Annotated in this window: 21 protein-coding genes; 14 read left to right on the forward strand and 7 right to left on the reverse strand. The window is 41.1% G+C overall.

The genetic code is table 11. The annotated features are described in order from the left end of the window. Positions 1-422 precede the first annotated feature (422 nt). Positions 423-1820 (reverse strand): IS110 family transposase, encoded by a 1398-nt coding sequence (locus NSQ43_RS07365; protein WP_339254360.1) that lies wholly within the window; start codon positions 1818-1820, stop codon positions 423-425. A 270-nt stretch (positions 1821-2090) separates the two neighbouring features. On the opposite strand from NSQ43_RS07365, the gene queC reads away from it, so the two are divergent. The 4 genes from queC (at position 2091) to NSQ43_RS07385 (ending at position 4221) form a co-directional block, all read left to right on the forward strand. Next, positions 2091-2741: a 7-cyano-7-deazaguanine synthase QueC gene (gene queC, locus NSQ43_RS07370; RefSeq protein WP_339254362.1), complete on the forward strand. Its 651-nt coding sequence runs from the start codon at positions 2091-2093 to the stop codon at positions 2739-2741. Beyond that, entirely contained in the window at positions 2734-3339 is a 606-nt protein-coding gene (locus NSQ43_RS07375; protein ID WP_339254363.1) for a VUT family protein, read from the forward strand. Before queC ends, NSQ43_RS07375 begins: the two co-directional genes overlap by 8 nt. Then, a complete protein-coding gene (gene queF, locus NSQ43_RS07380; protein WP_339254365.1) occupies positions 3336-3824 on the forward strand; it encodes a preQ(1) synthase in 489 nt (162 codons plus the stop codon). Before NSQ43_RS07375 ends, queF begins: the two co-directional genes overlap by 4 nt. A 166-nt stretch (positions 3825-3990) precedes the next feature. Beyond that, positions 3991-4221 (forward strand): hypothetical protein, encoded by a 231-nt coding sequence (locus NSQ43_RS07385; RefSeq protein WP_339254367.1) that lies wholly within the window; start codon positions 3991-3993, stop codon positions 4219-4221. Positions 4222-4375: 154 nt separating this feature from the next. On the opposite strand, the gene NSQ43_RS07390 is transcribed toward NSQ43_RS07385, so the two are convergent. Then, positions 4376-5221 (reverse strand): STAS domain-containing protein, encoded by an 846-nt coding sequence (locus NSQ43_RS07390; protein WP_339254368.1) that lies wholly within the window; start codon positions 5219-5221, stop codon positions 4376-4378. A 197-nt stretch (positions 5222-5418) separates the two neighbouring features. Here NSQ43_RS07390 and NSQ43_RS07395 point away from each other — a divergent pair, with 197 nt between their 5' ends. Next, complete coding sequence (locus tag NSQ43_RS07395) at positions 5419-6075, forward strand: reverse transcriptase-like protein (RefSeq protein ID WP_339254370.1); 657 nt, start codon at positions 5419-5421, stop codon at positions 6073-6075. 241 nt (positions 6076-6316) lie between these two features. Here the strand turns inward: NSQ43_RS07395 and NSQ43_RS07400 are convergent, their stop codons facing one another. The 5 genes from NSQ43_RS07400 to NSQ43_RS07420 all read right to left on the reverse strand — a co-directional run bounded on the left by NSQ43_RS07400 (position 6317) and on the right by NSQ43_RS07420 (position 8411). Then, positions 6317-6787 carry an RDD family protein gene (locus tag NSQ43_RS07400; protein ID WP_339254833.1) on the reverse strand — a complete coding sequence of 157 codons (471 nt, stop codon included), beginning with the start codon at positions 6785-6787 and terminating at the stop codon, positions 6317-6319. 64 nt (positions 6788-6851) lie between these two features. Continuing rightward, positions 6852-7505, reverse strand: coding sequence for a 2OG-Fe(II) oxygenase (locus NSQ43_RS07405; RefSeq protein WP_339254372.1), 654 nt, complete (start codon positions 7503-7505; stop codon positions 6852-6854). A gap of 244 nt (positions 7506-7749) precedes the next feature. Continuing rightward, positions 7750-7878 carry a YvrJ family protein gene (locus NSQ43_RS07410; RefSeq protein WP_283732055.1) on the reverse strand — a complete coding sequence of 43 codons (129 nt, stop codon included), beginning with the start codon at positions 7876-7878 and terminating at the stop codon, positions 7750-7752. 69 nt (positions 7879-7947) lie between these two features. Then, positions 7948-8166, reverse strand: a complete 219-nt coding sequence (locus NSQ43_RS07415; protein WP_339254375.1) for a DUF2922 domain-containing protein — start codon at positions 8164-8166, stop codon at positions 7948-7950. A gap of 26 nt (positions 8167-8192) precedes the next feature. Continuing rightward, positions 8193-8411 carry a DUF1659 domain-containing protein gene (locus NSQ43_RS07420; RefSeq protein ID WP_339250313.1) on the reverse strand — a complete coding sequence of 73 codons (219 nt, stop codon included), beginning with the start codon at positions 8409-8411 and terminating at the stop codon, positions 8193-8195. A 170-nt stretch (positions 8412-8581) separates the two neighbouring features. Here NSQ43_RS07420 and NSQ43_RS07425 point away from each other — a divergent pair, with 170 nt between their 5' ends. The 9 genes from NSQ43_RS07425 (at position 8582) to paaC (ending at position 16615) form a co-directional block, all read left to right on the forward strand. Continuing rightward, positions 8582-9388 (forward strand): aldo/keto reductase, encoded by an 807-nt coding sequence (locus tag NSQ43_RS07425; RefSeq protein WP_339254377.1) that lies wholly within the window; start codon positions 8582-8584, stop codon positions 9386-9388. A 231-nt stretch (positions 9389-9619) separates the two neighbouring features. Continuing rightward, positions 9620-9883 carry a hypothetical protein gene (locus NSQ43_RS07430; RefSeq protein ID WP_339254379.1) on the forward strand — a complete coding sequence of 88 codons (264 nt, stop codon included), beginning with the start codon at positions 9620-9622 and terminating at the stop codon, positions 9881-9883. A gap of 161 nt (positions 9884-10044) precedes the next feature. Next, positions 10045-10491 (forward strand): universal stress protein, encoded by a 447-nt coding sequence (locus NSQ43_RS07435; RefSeq protein ID WP_339254380.1) that lies wholly within the window; start codon positions 10045-10047, stop codon positions 10489-10491. A gap of 803 nt (positions 10492-11294) precedes the next feature. Further along, positions 11295-11834 carry a sigma-70 family RNA polymerase sigma factor gene (locus NSQ43_RS07440; protein ID WP_339254382.1) on the forward strand — a complete coding sequence of 180 codons (540 nt, stop codon included), beginning with the start codon at positions 11295-11297 and terminating at the stop codon, positions 11832-11834. Beyond that, positions 11815-13008 (forward strand): hypothetical protein, encoded by a 1194-nt coding sequence (locus NSQ43_RS07445; RefSeq protein WP_339254384.1) that lies wholly within the window; start codon positions 11815-11817, stop codon positions 13006-13008. Before NSQ43_RS07440 ends, NSQ43_RS07445 begins: the two co-directional genes overlap by 20 nt. 268 nt (positions 13009-13276) lie before the next feature. Next, on the forward strand, positions 13277-14323 hold the full coding sequence (locus tag NSQ43_RS07450; RefSeq protein WP_339254385.1) for an NAD(P)/FAD-dependent oxidoreductase: 1047 nt from the start codon (positions 13277-13279) through the stop codon (positions 14321-14323). A 162-nt stretch (positions 14324-14485) separates the two neighbouring features. Beyond that, entirely contained in the window at positions 14486-15439 is a 954-nt protein-coding gene (gene paaA, locus NSQ43_RS07455) for a 1,2-phenylacetyl-CoA epoxidase subunit PaaA (protein WP_339254386.1), read from the forward strand. 19 nt (positions 15440-15458) lie between these two features. Next, positions 15459-15806, forward strand: a complete 348-nt coding sequence (paaB, locus tag NSQ43_RS07460; RefSeq protein ID WP_339254388.1) for a 1,2-phenylacetyl-CoA epoxidase subunit PaaB — start codon at positions 15459-15461, stop codon at positions 15804-15806. Further along, positions 15803-16615, forward strand: coding sequence for a 1,2-phenylacetyl-CoA epoxidase subunit PaaC (gene paaC / locus NSQ43_RS07465; RefSeq protein WP_339254390.1), 813 nt, complete (start codon positions 15803-15805; stop codon positions 16613-16615). The genes paaB and paaC overlap by 4 nt, the downstream gene beginning before the upstream one ends. Positions 16616-16632: the final 17 nt, after the last annotated feature.

The raw sequence follows: 16632 nt of genomic DNA on the forward strand, positions 1-16632 counted from the left end.
TAGGCGCGTGTTTCCGCGACACGAAAGGATCTTGCATTTTCATCCTGCAGGGATACAGCCTATTCAATCTAAACTATAGAGTGTTTCACGTATTATTCGTATTTGCAGGACAAGATCCATAACGCTGGCACACGAGGTCACAATGCCTCTGGTTCTCGGTTCGATGTAATCTAATGTCCCGGAAACATGCGCATGTAAGTGGAATTCTTTTTTGCTTTTGACCAGTATCTTTGTTAGGCAAATAGCGGGTGGTTGGTCCCTTTGTTGCCACTTGACATGGAGCCTCGGCGGGCATGACTTTCAAGTTAGGAAGCCAGTTTTATTGAGGACTGGCTCTGCCTGTTAAGGCTATCAATGCCCGCTTCTCCACGTAAAGTGGCAACGCTACGCAACTTCTGTCCGTTATGTCTATCCTTTATGCGTTATGATGGGAATACATATGCTTCGCAGAACTGGCGCCGGTTTTCTTGTGTACCAATCTTGCATTCAAGGATGCTTTTTAACGAATACTCCGGATCCCTACTTTGGTATAGTTGCCGGTCTCTAAGCATTGCGAATGCCAATCGAAGAACTCGGTTTCCAATGGCGATGTAGGCTTGTCTTGGCTTCTTGCCCCGATCAATCAGTGTTAGATAGTGCTTCCTAAGTTCCGGGTTGAGGACTGAACATTTACTTCCAACCAAATAGACTACCGAACGGAAATGTCTACGTCCTTGCTTGGAGATTCCTCCGTAGGTCGCCTTATGCCCGCCCGACTGCTTAACAATGGGGTTAGTGCCTGCTAATTTAATTAGTTGCCCAGCGTGTGTGTAGTCGTCGATTGGTCCAATTTCTGCACGCAATTCAGCTGCCAAGACTTTTCCGATTCCAGGAATGCTTAGGAGGAGAGCCCCGTCAGTCGGAAGGAGAAGTTCTTCAATCTTCTTTTCCAGGTCACTGATCTTTTCTTTTAGGTTGTCTAACAGATCAAGAGTCACTTTCAGTTGATACAATTCGGCAGCGAGTTCTTCTTTCGGTTGGGAGATGGATTCTCTAGCGAACTCCAAAAGGCAGTCAACGGCTGTTTTTCTAAGCTTTAAATTCTCTTTCCGAGAAAGTTCGTAGAGACCTTCCTCTCCAAGGGTTAGGATATCTTCAGGGTGCGGGTGATGTCGCATTAAATATTGAACTGTCTTGGTTTCCATCGTGGAGAAGGGTTTTTTCTTCTGCTTTTTCCCATCCACCCATACGGTCTTTCCTTGGAATTCCCGGAAGATGGTATCCATTAAGGCAAACTGCTGGTTCGTCAGTCGAGTTCTTTGCGATACCAATTCCCTGCGAAAGCGCGTTAGCTTCTTTAACGTTCGCAGTTCCTTCCGCAAGCTTTTTGGTGGGTTGCCTCTTCCTTGGAGAATGGAATGGACAATGGCAACCAAGTCTAAATCATCGGTCTTTGACCAGTTCAACATGGATTCTCGTTCGATGGAAGTGGTAGCGGAGTTGATCACCCGGACAACATACCCTTTTTCGTGGCAAAGCCTCACCAAATCCTCATAATAATGAGCAGTTGTCTCAATGCCAACAACGACTTCATCCAGCCCATTCTTCTGGCATGTTTCCTCAATCTTCGCAACCAACAGCTGAAAACCCGAAAGGGAAGCATCTAATTCAAACGGCTTAACCACCACATCCTGATAGACATTTGCCATCATCACTTTGTGCGTATATTTGCCAATGTCGATAGCTACCACGAGAATCGTATGAGCCTTCCCGCTTCTTAATAGTTCAATCCAATGACTTCCATTTTTCCCCGGTTTATGATTAAATAGCTGTACAGCCATCGTTTTCACTCCTTCATTGTAGTGGGATTGGGTTAAGGAAGTTCTGTGATTGGTACTTTCTATATACCCTGAAAACGATGGTTTTTTGCGTTTTAGAAGTTATATTACATAATAGGTTCTCATTGAATTTCGAATTGTTTTAGAACCTGGTACCTTTTTTAATCTACCATTCTATAAATAGCTATCTTCAAATAACAAATTCAGTTATACTTTAATGGAAGAGGGTTCGAGACCATCCCCTCTATAATAAAAACTAGGGAGGAAGTACATATGGAAAAAGCGGTAGTCGTATTTAGTGGCGGGCAAGATTCAACGACGTGTCTCCTTTGGGCATTAGAGACATTTGATCACGTTGAAGCCGTCACTTTTTTGTATGGCCAAAGAAATGCGTCGGAACTCGATTCGGCGAAGAAGATTGCAGAGGATTTGGGGGTTCCCCATAAGATACTGGATCTGAATTTGCTGAACCAACTTACGGATAATGCCATGACTCGCAGTGATATGGAGATTGACGAGACAGGCGACGTTCCGAACACGTTTGTCGAAGGTAGAAATCATATCTTCCTATCTTTCGCTACGATTTACGCAAAGCGAGTAGGGGCGAGGCATGTCATTACAGGTGTGAGTGAGACGGATTTCAGTGGCTATCCTGATTGCCGGAATGATTTTATCAAATCATTGAATGTCACGCTAAATCTTGCAATGGACGCGCGTTTCGAAATCCATACGCCCTTAATGTGGAAAACGAAGGCGGATGTATGGGAGATGGCGGACAGAATGGGCAAGTTGGAGTACATCAGAGAGAATACTACAACTTGTTATAACGGAATCATCGGCGACGGATGCGGCGATTGTCCATCTTGCAAACTACGAAAGCAAGGCCTTGATGCGTACATGACAGGGGGCCGTGCACATGTTTAGGATTCTCATCTACTTACTATCCATCATAATTGCCAACGTCGTAACAGCCAAATTTGCGCCGATGGAATTAGGATTATTCATCATCCCTTATGGAACGTTGTTCATTGGATTGACGTTAGTCATGCGGGATATGGTGCAGAACAGATTTGGCCGTAAAAACACGTATATATTGATAGGTGCTGCGCTTGCAATATCAGCAATCACAAGCCATTTGTTAGGCGACGCGCTATGGGTCGTATTTGCATCGACGCTCAGCTTTATCATATCCGAGACGGTCGATACGGAAATTTACACGCGTTTCAAACTGCCTTTTGTCAAGCGAGTCATGTTCTCCGGGATTATCTCTGGATTTCTTGATTCGTCCGTATTCGTAATCATTGGAATCGGTCCTTTAGGTCTGAAGTTTGTACCTTGGGAACTTGTACCGTACGCGATTGCGGGACAGTGGATTGCGAAAACGCTTATGCAACTTGTTGTAGCCGGCGGGATCAGGCATTTTGTAATCAAATTAGGTATTTATGAACCGAATATATCAGATATACAACATAAAACGCCGCAAATAGTGCGGGAACATGATAAGGGAGGAGCACCGATATGAAACAAAGTGACACGAAAGATCTTACATTGTTAGGAAACCAAAACACGGAATACAACTACGACTACAATCCGGGTATTCTTGAAACATTTGAAAACCAGCACCAGGAGAATAATTATTTTGTGAAGTTCAATATTCCAGAGTTCACGAGTCTTTGTCCGATGACTGGCCAACCGGACTTTGCGGCCATTTATATTTCGTATATTCCGGATGTCCGTATGGTGGAAAGCAAGTCGTTGAAACTATACATGTTCAGTTTCCGGAATCACGGTGCTTACCATGAGGACTGTGTAAACATTATCATGAATGACCTGATTGAATTGATGGATCCACGGTACATCGAAGTGTGGGCTAAGTTTACACCACGCGGCGGAATCTCCATTGATCCGTATTGCAATTATGGAAAACCGGGCACAATGTTTGAGCAAATGGCGATGAACCGTCTCATGCAGCACGATTTGTATCCGGAGAATATTGATAATCGATAAGTAGAATGAATGAAGAGCGTTAGACCCGTTGATACGGAAGTCTAACGCTCTTTTTACATTGTGGAAATGTTGAATCTTTAATTGTTTAATAACCTAATCCCCTTCAACCATAAGATACTAAACTATACTATGTAACGTTATAAAACATAGCAAAGGAGGTGAAGGCATGCATAAGATAATAGCTGCGTTAGCAAACTTAATAGACGTTCGGAGTATCATTTCTTTATGTGCCGTAGGGGTCTTTGCTGTGCTATCCTTGAAAGGGGTATTCGAACCTACGGAAGTTATGTCCGTCATCCTTATCGTGTTCAGCTTCTATTTAGGACGGACAACAGGAAAAGCAGAGGGGGTGAACGAAACCCTTGTCAACAATCAAAAAAATGGAAGTGGGCAATAATGCCGTCCCCGCTAAGACAACCACAGCAAGAAACCGCATTGGATACCTACAACATTTAAGTAAATGCAAAATGCCATAAACCCTTTACTCATAAAGGTTTACGGCATTTTTTAATATGTAGTTATACGTCACTTTAATGGATATTAACACGACATCAAGAAAGACCTTTGAGTTCAGATAGTGCCTGTTGCAAGGTTCCTTTTGTAATTTGACCACTAAAGTCCAATCCAAGACTGACAGCAGTCTGAGCCACTTCTGGCCTAACACCTGTTAGTATCGTTTTAACTCCTAACAAATTTAATGTAGAGCTCAGATTAAAGATATGATGTGCCACCATTGTATCGACAATAGCTACCCCAGACAAATCGAGTATTAAGTAAGATATTCCTAATCTCCCTACTTCTTTCGTCGTATTCTCCATCAACAATAATGCCCGTTCAGTATCAATATCTCCGATTAATGGCAGTATCGCGATATCTTTAGAGATAGAAACAATAGGAACAGATAATTCAATAAACGCTTTTCTTGCATTATCAAGATTAACAGTGTAGAAGTTAACAAAGGTTAAGCTAAAACAGTAAACAGCATAATCAAGCAATGGGTCTATGATTTTAATTGTTGCCAACAATGTTTTCACAGACATATCTTGTGTGATCACCATGTTTTCAAATACTTCATGGATATACGTTCGATAAAGCGTCGTATCCTTCAAAGCTTCATCTAATGGTACTCCAAGTTTATAGACATACTCGGAAGTTTCATTCGCCCACTTTTCTATAAGATCATTGGCCATTTCTCTCTTTTCCGGTTCGGCCAAGAATTCTCCAAAGAGACCTACAAAGTTTGCTCTCAGCCTTACTATCTCCTCTTCAATATGTGAAGGGATTAATTGTCTTTGATCTTCTGGAATCTCTGATAGTCTTAACTCATGAATTTTACGTGCTATATTAATCTTTTCATCTAAAAGGGCTTTTCCAAGTAGCTCCATTTCATTTATCATAAGCTCAATCCCTTCAATATTTCATGTAACTTTTATTCTATTGCATTCAGAAGATTTCCGCAAACCTACATCTGAAAATACAATGGATTGTAGCTAATGATGATATTCTTGCTGAATCTTTTTTTGAATAAAATCTGTAATGAGTGCTATTGAAATCGTTCCCCATGAGCCAAACTATTTGTATTGGAGGTGATGAAATGATTGTTTTACTCACATGGACGTATAGATCACCGAAGGGAACGGAGACAATCTTTCGGTCCGAAGAAATGTCAGCGGAGCAAGCTGTATTAATCGCGGAGGATTTGGCAAAGACGGGCCGCGTAAAACAGGTGAACTTCATAGATCGATTTGAAAGTTCATGGACGCTTAAAGAGTTGAAGGGTTATTTGAAAGGAATCGAAACAGAGCCGCATAACATCATCGTCTATTTCGATGGTGGATTCGATTGGGAAACGAAGGCGGCCGGCGTAGGCTGCGTCATTTATTACGACCAAAATGGGAAGTCCTATAGACTTAGGAAAAATGCGTCTATCACTGGGTTAACTTCAAATAACGAGGCTGAATACGCTGCACTTCACCTTTGCCTGTTAGAGCTTGAATTGTTAGGAGTCCATCATTTACCCGTCCGTATTATCGGTGATTCAAGGGTTGTCATCAATCATTTAACTGAGGAATGGCTTGTGATTGAGCAGGACTTGTACAGTTGGGCAGAAAAGATTGAAGAGAAAATGGACGCACTTGGACTTCAGCCTGAGTATGAGCTTGTATCAAGGAAGAAGAACTCCGAAGCGGATCGCTTGGCTGCTCAAGCATTAGCTGGAACGGAGATTATGGCTACTATTGAAAAGAGCTAAATGGATTTTGGGTATTAGGTTCTCAGTGAAATTCAAAACTCAAAGAGCTCTTAGATGGAGTATTATATCCCTTTAGCTCAAAAAAGACGCCCCATTTGATGATAAACGGGGCGTCTTTTCAGTAATGACGTTGCTGATGTTCGTGATGGCCGTGGTAATGACTTTGACAAGCTAAGAATCCGTTAATATCTTGGATTGTGTAAATGTGTATTGTTTTAAGGTTTAACAACCTAATACCTTTTTATCTCTTTACAACATATGTCGAGACGATGTAATCATGCAACGCTTGCTTCTTCGGAGTGAACCCGGCAATAATATAGCCGATATTAAGGAACAGTCCGGACAGATAATAGCTAAAAAATCTGCCGAAGGAACGTCCTTTGCTGATTGGTTCCCCAAAGCGGTCGACAACCTTTATACCGACCATCATTTTTCCAAGAGTCCCTTGTGATGGCCCGCTAGTAAGAAGGACGAAATACAATAAGACGCCAACCAAGTAGGCTAAGTATACAATCAAAGCCGTAAGAGATGCCTCTTCAGCGGAGTCAAGCATGCTGAGCGATCCGGTGAAAATAAGCGAAAGTATCATAAGCGGAATTACCAACACAACACCGTCAATAATAGCCGCTCCAAATCGGATCCAGAATCCGGCATATTCAACATAATCGAGAGTATTATCGTATGTTGTCGTTGTTTCATTTTCGTAATTAATAAGATTTACCCCCTAACAAAATATGGTATATGTGATTACTAATATTATAGCAGATGCTATCATGTTATCGGACCCTTTGTTTTCTCATCCATTGCGTAGCGACCCACTTTTCACCAGTGATCACCGGTGCTCCGCCATGCAACGTTAACTCGTTTAATGTTTGGTCGGTATAGAAGTATTCGAAGTAGACCGCCATCCCTTTTTTAGGGGAAACTGAGAAATTCAGTTTAGGGAAGAACGTTTCTCCGCCTTCTTCCACATCGTTTAAGTACATAACAAGCGTACTAATTCTATTATTATTTGCTGCTTTACTAGTAGATGAAAAGAAATCATAATGTGCTTTGTACTGTTGACCAGGTATATATTGAAGGATCTGAAGACCTTCTGCGTGTTCAATCGGTATATTCATAATGGATGAGACCCTGTTTTCGATTCGTACAACAATTTCATTTTCACTTTCTTCGATGAACGCACCACTGCTTGTTCGTAGTTCATTAACTTCGCGAGTCTCTCCGATCTTTGAACGATGCATTCTGTCCTTGGATAATTTGATCAGCTCATCACACTCTTCATCACTCAATACATTTCCTAAAACAACAACTAATGGTTCCTCAAGTCTAACAATGATGTCAATCTCTCTATCCGTAATAAGTTTGCTTCCTATACAGTTGAATATCGTTTGTTCTTTAATGTCCGTTATCAACTTCAAACACCTCATAAGCTCTCTAAATTTCAAAACAAATACGTTTCTGGGTAATGAGATTACGTTATAACGGTCTTCTTGTAGGGTTCACACTTCCTTTTGGAATTAAATTCAAGTTATTTTACCATATTATTTTATTTGCCGTAAATTGTTTTTTTGGTGACTACTTTGAAAAAGCGAAATATAGAAAAGAAGCATGAATCTCCAATTCGGAAATTCATGCACTTAATTCAAGTTATTCCGGAACTTAATACTTCCACTACTTCACTTTCAAAGAAACAAGCGCATTATGAATGGCCTCGAGTTTCGTTTCAAGCCGGTGCAAGAGATAAAAAGATACGAAAATCGGAAACCCGATTTGCTGTATGAAAGTTAGCCATTGCTCCATTCTGAAAAACCTCCTCCATTTTTAATGTAATGAAAAAGCTCCCCAGCCAAGCTGGAGAGCCCGTTTTTATTACACTTTTACAAGTTCATCAACAGTACGCTCGATAATCCGAGCATTTCTTACGGTCGCAAGAAAAGATCCATCGACTTCAAACACTTGTGAATCGATAATTTCCTGCATGGCTGCTTCGACTTCTTCTGGTGTCAAATCAGCCCGTGGCTCGTCCACTGTTAGGGATGTATGTTTTCCCGCAGCAGTCGTGAAGTTCAATTGTAACGTTTTTGCCATTCCTCATCTCCCCTTTCGAATTAGTATTAGTTCATAAGTTCTGCTGTTTCTACTCGTTCTGCTCCGATTAATGGATACTCGGAGAGCTGTGCCAATTGTGTCAGGGCGATGTATAGGCTGTCAGCCGTCACCCCTTCTGCGATGCCGCGGTAGGACTTCGTTTTCTTGATCAATTTCCCATCATGCGTAATCCCGCCATCGAAGTACACCTTTCCAACTGCATTTCTGAATTCGATCGATGCCATCTGCTTTCCCCTCCTTTCACATACTATATAGACTCGAAAAGGTGAAAAGGATACTTTCTAAGTGAAATTATTTGAAATACTTCAAATTATAGTCGTATAACTGAACTGAAAAATTGATTCCTTTCTATTGGAAGGGTAATGTTAGAAATATAGAATAGGGAGGGATTTGGATGAAGTATATTACGTTAAATAATGCTGTTGAAATTCCGATCGTCGGTTGTGGTACAAATACTTATGGTAAAGTGGGGAACCAATACTCGGGGGCTTTAAGAGGGGACACTCAAGAAATCGACTGGGCAATTGAAAACGGCTACCGTCATTTTGACTCTGCTCAACTTTATAATAATGAAGAAGTCGTTGGTAATGGGTTGAAAAAATCCAATCTACCCCGTGAAGATTTCTTTATCACTACGAAACTGAATACATTTCAAGGGTTCGCTGGTGCAGATTGGGCCCATGCCGAAATTGAAAAAAGTTTAGAGAAATTGCAAACGGACTATATCGATTTATTCCTTATCCATAAGCCATGGGATCATGATGCTGAAATTTTGGAGGCATGGAGTATCCTTGAAGACTACTATAACCGCGGTGTGTTTAAGTCGATAGGTGTGTCTAACTTTGAAAAAGACCATCTTGATTTACTTCTTGAAAATGGCGACATTAAACCGGCTGCTAATCAAATTAAATCTCAAGTCGGAAACTGGAATGATGAATTAATTGCTTATAATGAAAAAAATGGTATTGCAACTGTAGCATGGTCTCCATTACGCGGTATCGATGAAAATGCAAAGCAGGTGTTAGAGGAAATCGGTAACCAATACGGGAAAACTTACGCACAAGTCGTTCTACGATATCAATTTGAACGCGATGTCATCGTCATTCCAAAGTCTCACAACAAAGATCGCCAAGCAGAAAGCCTGAACATTTTTGACTTTGAACTATCGGCAAACGAACGTGAACGCATTGCTGCACTGTAATTGAATTGCAGGTATAAGACAAAAAATAATCCATCCCTGAGTTAATGCCTCAAGGATGGATTGTTTTTTATTTTAATCAAATTTTCAAGGTGCCGTGCACGTATCTTTACTATCCATTTTATTTCCCTTTGATTTCATCATTAAATACATATAAAATAAAGTTCTGTACTTCTTAAATTGCAGAATGAGATGAACCGTTATCACTAATAAATGATGTAGTGGAGGCCGATTATGAATTATAGAATCATCAACAAGCAAGTATATGAACAAGCACAAGTGCGTTCGGTTTCAGATGTACCGTTTACAGAAGAAGAACGTCAAAACGGCATGAAATTAGCGGTTTCCAAGGAAGATAATACGTTGGGGTTGTATTTGGTTGAGAGAGATGGCCAAAAGAAATTTGAAGTTCGTTGGGATGATTCACAGGAATTTTTCACAGGCTGGTATTCCGCGTGGGAAAATTTCACTTGGTGCCTAAATATCGCAGGCAACTGAGTGATTGCTTAAAAATTGTTTGCAGTTAATTTTAGGATATAAAGTACAACATCACCCCGACGACCTAAAAGTTTGTCATAAACATGTCAAAATATGAGGGGAATTGGCGAAGGAATTGCTCCTTAATTGTCGAAGTAGTAACTATGAATGGAGTGAGATATATGACACTAACTTATAAACAAATAATTGTCGCAGTTGATGGTTCAAAAGAGTCGGAATGGGCTTTCAAAAAGGCAGTGGCCGTTGCCGAACGGAATGATGCCGCGTTGAATTTAGTCTATATTGTCGATACACGATCACATTCTTCTGTTGAGTCGTTTGACCGTTCTGCAGCTGAAAGCGCTCATAAATACGCAGTAGAAATGTTGAACAACTACAAAGCGGAAGCAGTTAAAGCTAATGTGCAAAGCGTCAATGTAATTGTCGAGTACGGCTCACCAAAAGCAATGATTGCAAAAGACCTCCCGAACAAGCTGAACGCAGATCTAATCATCTGTGGTGCGACGGGTTTGAATGCAGTTGAACGTTTTGTAATGGGCAGTGTCTCTGAAAACATTGTACGCAACGCAAAATGTGATGTACTTGTCATCCGTAAACCCGAACAATAAGGGAAAATAATTAAGAATTAAGCCATCTGATCGATTTTGAAAGATTCGTGTAGATGGCTTTTTATCATGAGCACCGCCATGCCAATAAAAACGAGGAGCCTAAAAGTTGATAGGTTCCTCGTTTTTTTTATTAGGGCAATCGCTTAAGATAAGTTTTCGTGCCATTATAGTTTATCCACTTTACCATCTCTCTCTCGACAGCCCTATTTTGCCATTCGAACCAAACCTCTGAACATTCACTACAATGACTTTCGACTCCGCTATTATGATGTGAATCTTTTTGAGTGAAAGAAGTGATCTTGCGACAGATATAGCAATATACTTTTTTATCTTCATAATATCTACTGACCATGAGTATCAGCTCCTCAACTTTCTACTCATTATTGCCAACCTCGATACTATTAAGACATCAAAAATAATCCATCCTTGAGTATTGCTCGATAAGGATGGATTATTGTTATGGTTTATACATTAAGCGTTTAATATATATTGGGACCCGGGTGCTGTGTTTCCGCACATCACCCGGTCTTTTCTGAAGTACAAGTTTCAGAAAAGTCTTATATATAATTTATCATACTATTCAATTAAACTTCAATGAGTCTTTCTATGGGATTTCTCGAGTGAGGCGGTGGGTAGTAGGATGTGTTCAGTGGGGCACGTGAAGGGACCTATGGAAAACATCTTTTTTTGGACAGCGTGTAATTCTGCTTCCAAGAAAGGATGTTTTCTAAATTTTGAAACCTTGTGGACCATTGGACTCGTCTAAGAGGTGAGTATGTTTTTTAAGGTGGTGGGAGTGGGGAATGTTAAATCTTTCTGAGGAAGAAATTTGGCTTTCAGGTTTGATGGATGAATTTGGCGAACGCCTGACGAAGCTGTCTTTCAGCTATTTGAAAGATTGGGGGAAAGCGCAGGAAGTTGTACAAGATGTCTTTTTCACCTGTTATAAGAAGCGACATCAAGTACTTGAATTGGATTCCATTGGGTCGTGGCTATATAGGGTCACTGTGAATCGATGTAAAGACGTATTAAGGACTTCGTGGTTCAAGAAAGTAATCGTAAACAATGAGGTATTTCATTATCAAAAAACAAATCAGCCATCGCCTGAAGATGCATCTATCACAAAAAGCGATAATGAAAGACTGGTAGAACTTGTCCTTGCCTTACCGGTTAAATACAAAGAAGTTATTTTGCTCTTTTATTATGATGACCTGTCCATTGAGGAGATCAGTTATGTGTTGAAAGCCAATCCAAATACAGTCAAAACCCGTTTGAAAAGAGGGCGGGAATCATTAATGAAGAACGTGGAAAGGAATGATTTTCTTGAAAGATCCTACGAATGAGATTAAAAAGTCATTAGATGCGACTGTCTTCAAAAATTCGCAGTTCACGGCAAAAAATAAGGTTGCTGTCCTTCAAAAAATCCGTCAGCCGAAGAAAATCTATCTCCTACCTACATTCGTTGGTGGTTTGCTCATAATGGTATTGGCATCGGCGGGTGTTTATTTTGCGTCAGAAAGGCTAAGTAGCGAAAGTCCGATTGCCTCTGAACCAACTAGTCCTAAACCTGCGGAAATTCCACAAAATAATGGGCAAGGCGGTACGCAAACTACCCCTGTATATGCAGCGAAGAATGAAAATGAGATATCCATGTTGGATGGCGAAACGGCGTATGAGATGGCCGTGGATGCACTGACGGATTATTACAAAGCAATCTGGAACGGCACGGATATTGACTTGGATCAGTATATCGGGAACGAGAACCTTAAAGAATATTTGCAAACGAAAGTCCAATCGGAATTTAAGAAGTACGGCACCTTGGATAGCAAGGTGAAGCAACTTGATATCGGCGATTGGGAAGTAGAATTTTCGGAAGATGAAAAAGGAGGCTATCTGTATGTGGCAGTCTCTGTCGCAATCCAAAAGCATCATGGAGGTGGATATGGAGAGGGAACTGAATTTTTCATACGGAATATTGATGGCAAGCTAACCATTGTGGATTGGTACACGGGTGGGAAAGATACGTATGATTACCTAATACGCGGGTATCAGCAAAAAATTGATGATCCTGACATCTGGAGTAACAGCGAATGGGTTAAAAAGTTTAAAGGCGTCACAGGTCTCTATGATTTTGAACAAAAGGTTTATGATCGATTCAAGATTAATCGAGACGAGAAAGAGTTAAGGGGCTTGGACCCAATCAGCATTGCAAAAATGTATGTGTACGCCAGTTATCACCAAGATTTTGAAACGGAGTATGCACTTTACACGGATAGGGAAGGGCATATTCAGTGGAGTAAGGAAGAGGATGAAGAAATCCCTTTGGCTCACCGCGGAACACCAGAACAGACACTGCAAACATTTCGTAATATCGAAAAGGGCTCATTTGTCCAAACGAGTGAATATGAAGGATATATTGAGTTTTATCCAAATGGTGATCAAGGTGAAAAATCCGGTTTCTCAATGATTAAAGACGAAGATGGAATCTGGCAAGTAGCGTTTTTACCGATTCAGTAAATAAGGTACCTGTGCAGCAATCTATTCTGACTATTCACTACAATTGTATAAATACTCAAACAGATTGTTGTTGCGAAGGCAATCATTGAATATTTATGCAAATTGGTTGAATTATCATGAATGTTTGTTGCACAGGTACCTTTACAATTCCTTTACAATATTGACACTGTATGGATAAAGTATTAAAGTACTTTGCATAACATATTATTAACGGTTAATCTATATATTGTTATATTAAAGGTGGAACCGTGGAAAAGGGGGAGTATGTATGGATAATGATCGAAATGTTTTTGATGTAACGATAATCGGTGGGGGGCCGGTAGGATTATTTACTGCGTTCTATGCGGGCATGAGAAAAATGTCTGTGAACATTATTGAAAGTCTGCCGCAACTTGGTGGACAGCTCACGGCTTTGTATCCCGAAAAGTATATTTACGATATAGCTGGATTTCCGAAAATCAGTGGCCAGGAGCTGATCGACAATCTGTTGGATCAGATGGCACAATTCGAACCTACAATCACTTTAGGGCAAGATGTCCGGCAAGTGGAGAAAATGGAAGATGGTGTTTTTAAACTGACGACGAATCGCGAAATCCATTTCTCAAAGGCGATTATCATTACAGCGGGCAATGGCGCCTTTCAGCCGAAAAAAATCGAAATTGAAAATGCGGAGAAATATGAAGGGAAGAACTTGCATTATTTCATAAAAGATTTAAACCGCTTTGCAGGTAGGAATGTGCAAATTTTCGGAGGGGGAGACTCGGCGGTTGACTGGTCGTTAATGCTTGAACCAATAGCCAAGAAAGTGACACTTATTCACAGAAGGGATAAATTCCGTGCTCACGAAGCGAGTGTGGAAAAGGTGATGAATTCATCTGTTGAGGTCAAAACTCCGTTCATACCAATTAAATTTATCGGTGAGGATCAGATAGAGCAAGTTGTACTTGGAAAAGTGAAGGGCGATCAGGAAGAAGTCATCGATGTGGATGATGTTATCGTAAATTATGGATTCGTTTCCTCCCTTGGTTCGATTAGCGAGTGGGGGCTTCGCATAGTGAAAAATAGCATTGTCGTCAATTCCAAAATGGAAACGTCCATTGAAGGAATCTATGCAGCAGGTGATATATGCACATATGAAGGAAAGGTGAAGCTGATTGCTAGTGGGTTTGGCGAGGCTACGACAGCAGTCAGTAATGCGAAGGTATATGTCGATCCGACAGCGAAAGTGCAAACGATTCACAGTACGACACTTATGGAACAAGCAGAGAATAAGAAAGCGAAAGTTAAACATGAAAACAGTGGATTATCTTCATAGTCTACAAAGCATAAAATAGAATTTCAATTTATTAGAATACATTTGCATTTCACAAGGTTTTGGACTATACTGATTTCAAATATAACGAATTAGGTTTAAATCGTTACATTACCGTTATATATAATTGCGAAATGGCATATCTTCGATTAAGGGAGGGTTTAGATGACGACTCTACACAATATGGATGAGAAGGATTTAATGGCCCGCTTTATGGAACGTATTGAGGCCGGGGATAAGATTGAGGCAGATGACTGGATGCCGGAAGAGTACAGACTGACATTGATTAAATTGATATCCATGCATGGAATCAGCGAAATTATGGGAGCGCTTCCAGAAAAGGAATGGGTACCGAAAGCACCTTCCCTTCAGCGGAAACTTGGAATCATGGCAAAGGTGCAGGATGAGATGGGGCACGGCCAGCTGTTGCTTCGGGTTACGGAAGACTTGCTAAAACCATATGGTAAAAATCGTGGAGATTTAATGCAAGATCTGTTCAACGGGGACTTGAAATTCCATAACGTGTTCCATATGGAAACGAAAACTTGGGCGGATGCGGGGATCATAGGCTGGCTTGTTGACGGAGCTGCTATTATTACGCAGACGGATATGTTAGGTGCTTCCTATGGACCGTATGCAAGGGCGCTGCAGCGGATTTGTGCGGAAGAAGTGTTTCATGCGCAACATGGCGAGTCAATCATCATGGCATTGGCGGAAGGGACGGATGAACAAAAAGCGATGATCCAAGAGGCCCTCAATCGCTGGTGGGATTCATTGCTCATGTTCTTTGGGCCGGCGAGCAAAGAGACTACGGGTACATCGAAGCAAGATATCACGATTAAATATAAAATCCGTACGAAGACAAATGAGGACTTCAGGCAAATCTTCTTTGACAAATACATTCCACGTATTTTATCGCTTGGATTAACAATTCCGGATCCGACTTTCCACTATGATAACGAAAGCGGTTTATGGTCGTACAAACAACCTGACTGGGAAGAGTTTAAGAGAATCATTAAGAATAAGGGTCCCCGCTCACAAGCACGCCTGAACTTGCGCCGGTCATCTTATGAAAATACTGCATGGGTACGCGATGCATTGAGTGCAACAGTCAATTAAAGAAAGGAGTCAGACGGAAATGGCCGAAGAACAAACATTTTACCAAGAATACGAAGTCTTCAGCAAACGGACGCCGACTTCGACATTCCAATACCAATTCAGCTTACTGGCTCCGAACGAAGAGATGGCACTCGTTTTGGCACAGGAGAATTTCATGCGTCGCGAGCCGGTTGTCGACATTTGGATTGTGAATCGAAAGCATATCCGAAAGATGGATGCAGAGGAGAAATTGACGCTTAAAAGGCTGGACAATAAAGATTATCGTCTGACAAAAGGCTACGGCTACTTGAAGAAAAAGTGGCGTCACTATGAACAGGAAATCTTGGATGAAAAAGAAATCTTGTCATGGGGAGGAAAGCGGAAATGAGTGCAAGCGAAAACGTAATGAGTGCAGAAGAAAAAGAAGCAATCACGAGCCTGTTATTCCAATTGGCGGATGATGATTTCTTGTTTGCGTACCGGGGATCCGAGTGGCTCGGACTCGCTCCACATATCGAGGAAGATGTCGCTTCATCATCGATTAGCCAAGACAGCATGGGGCATGCAGCGATGTACTATAAACTTCTTGAGGAATTAGGGGCGGGAAATGCTGATGAATTAGCCCATTCGCGCGAGGCAAATGAAAGAAGAAACAGCATTTTAACAGAACGGGTAAACGGGGAAGGCGTTTATATGGAAACGCCGAAATTTGACTGGGCCTATCAAGTTGTCAGAAGTTATTTTTACACGCAAGCGAAAAAAGTGAAGATCGATTCACTCTGCCAAAGCTCGTACAGACCACTTGCTGAAGCTGCGGTAAAAGTGAGGATTGAACTTTATTATCACAGATTGCATTGGGAAACTTGGTTTAAACAATTATTAAGTTCCACCGATGAGGCGAAAAAGAGAATGAACGAAGCTATTACTCTCGTTATGAATGACTTTGGTGACATGTTCTCTTTTGGAAATCAAAAACAAGCAATTGAAAAATATAAGTTGATAGACAGTGAAGAAATCTTGAAGGATAGGTGGATAGCGAGCATTGAATCAGTGTTTGCTGCTCTTCAAATGGATGTACCGACAATCCCGGAAACAGTTACGAATAATGGAAGGAATGGCGAGCATACAGTAGACCTGAATGAAGCTCTGCTAACGCTTTCTGCAGTTTACAAGGTAGATCCGGTGGCTTCCTGGTAACTGAAATTGAAGAGAGG

Source organism: Sporosarcina sp. FSL W8-0480, assembly GCF_037963765.1.
GTDB lineage: Bacteria > Bacillota > Bacilli > Bacillales_A > Planococcaceae > Sporosarcina.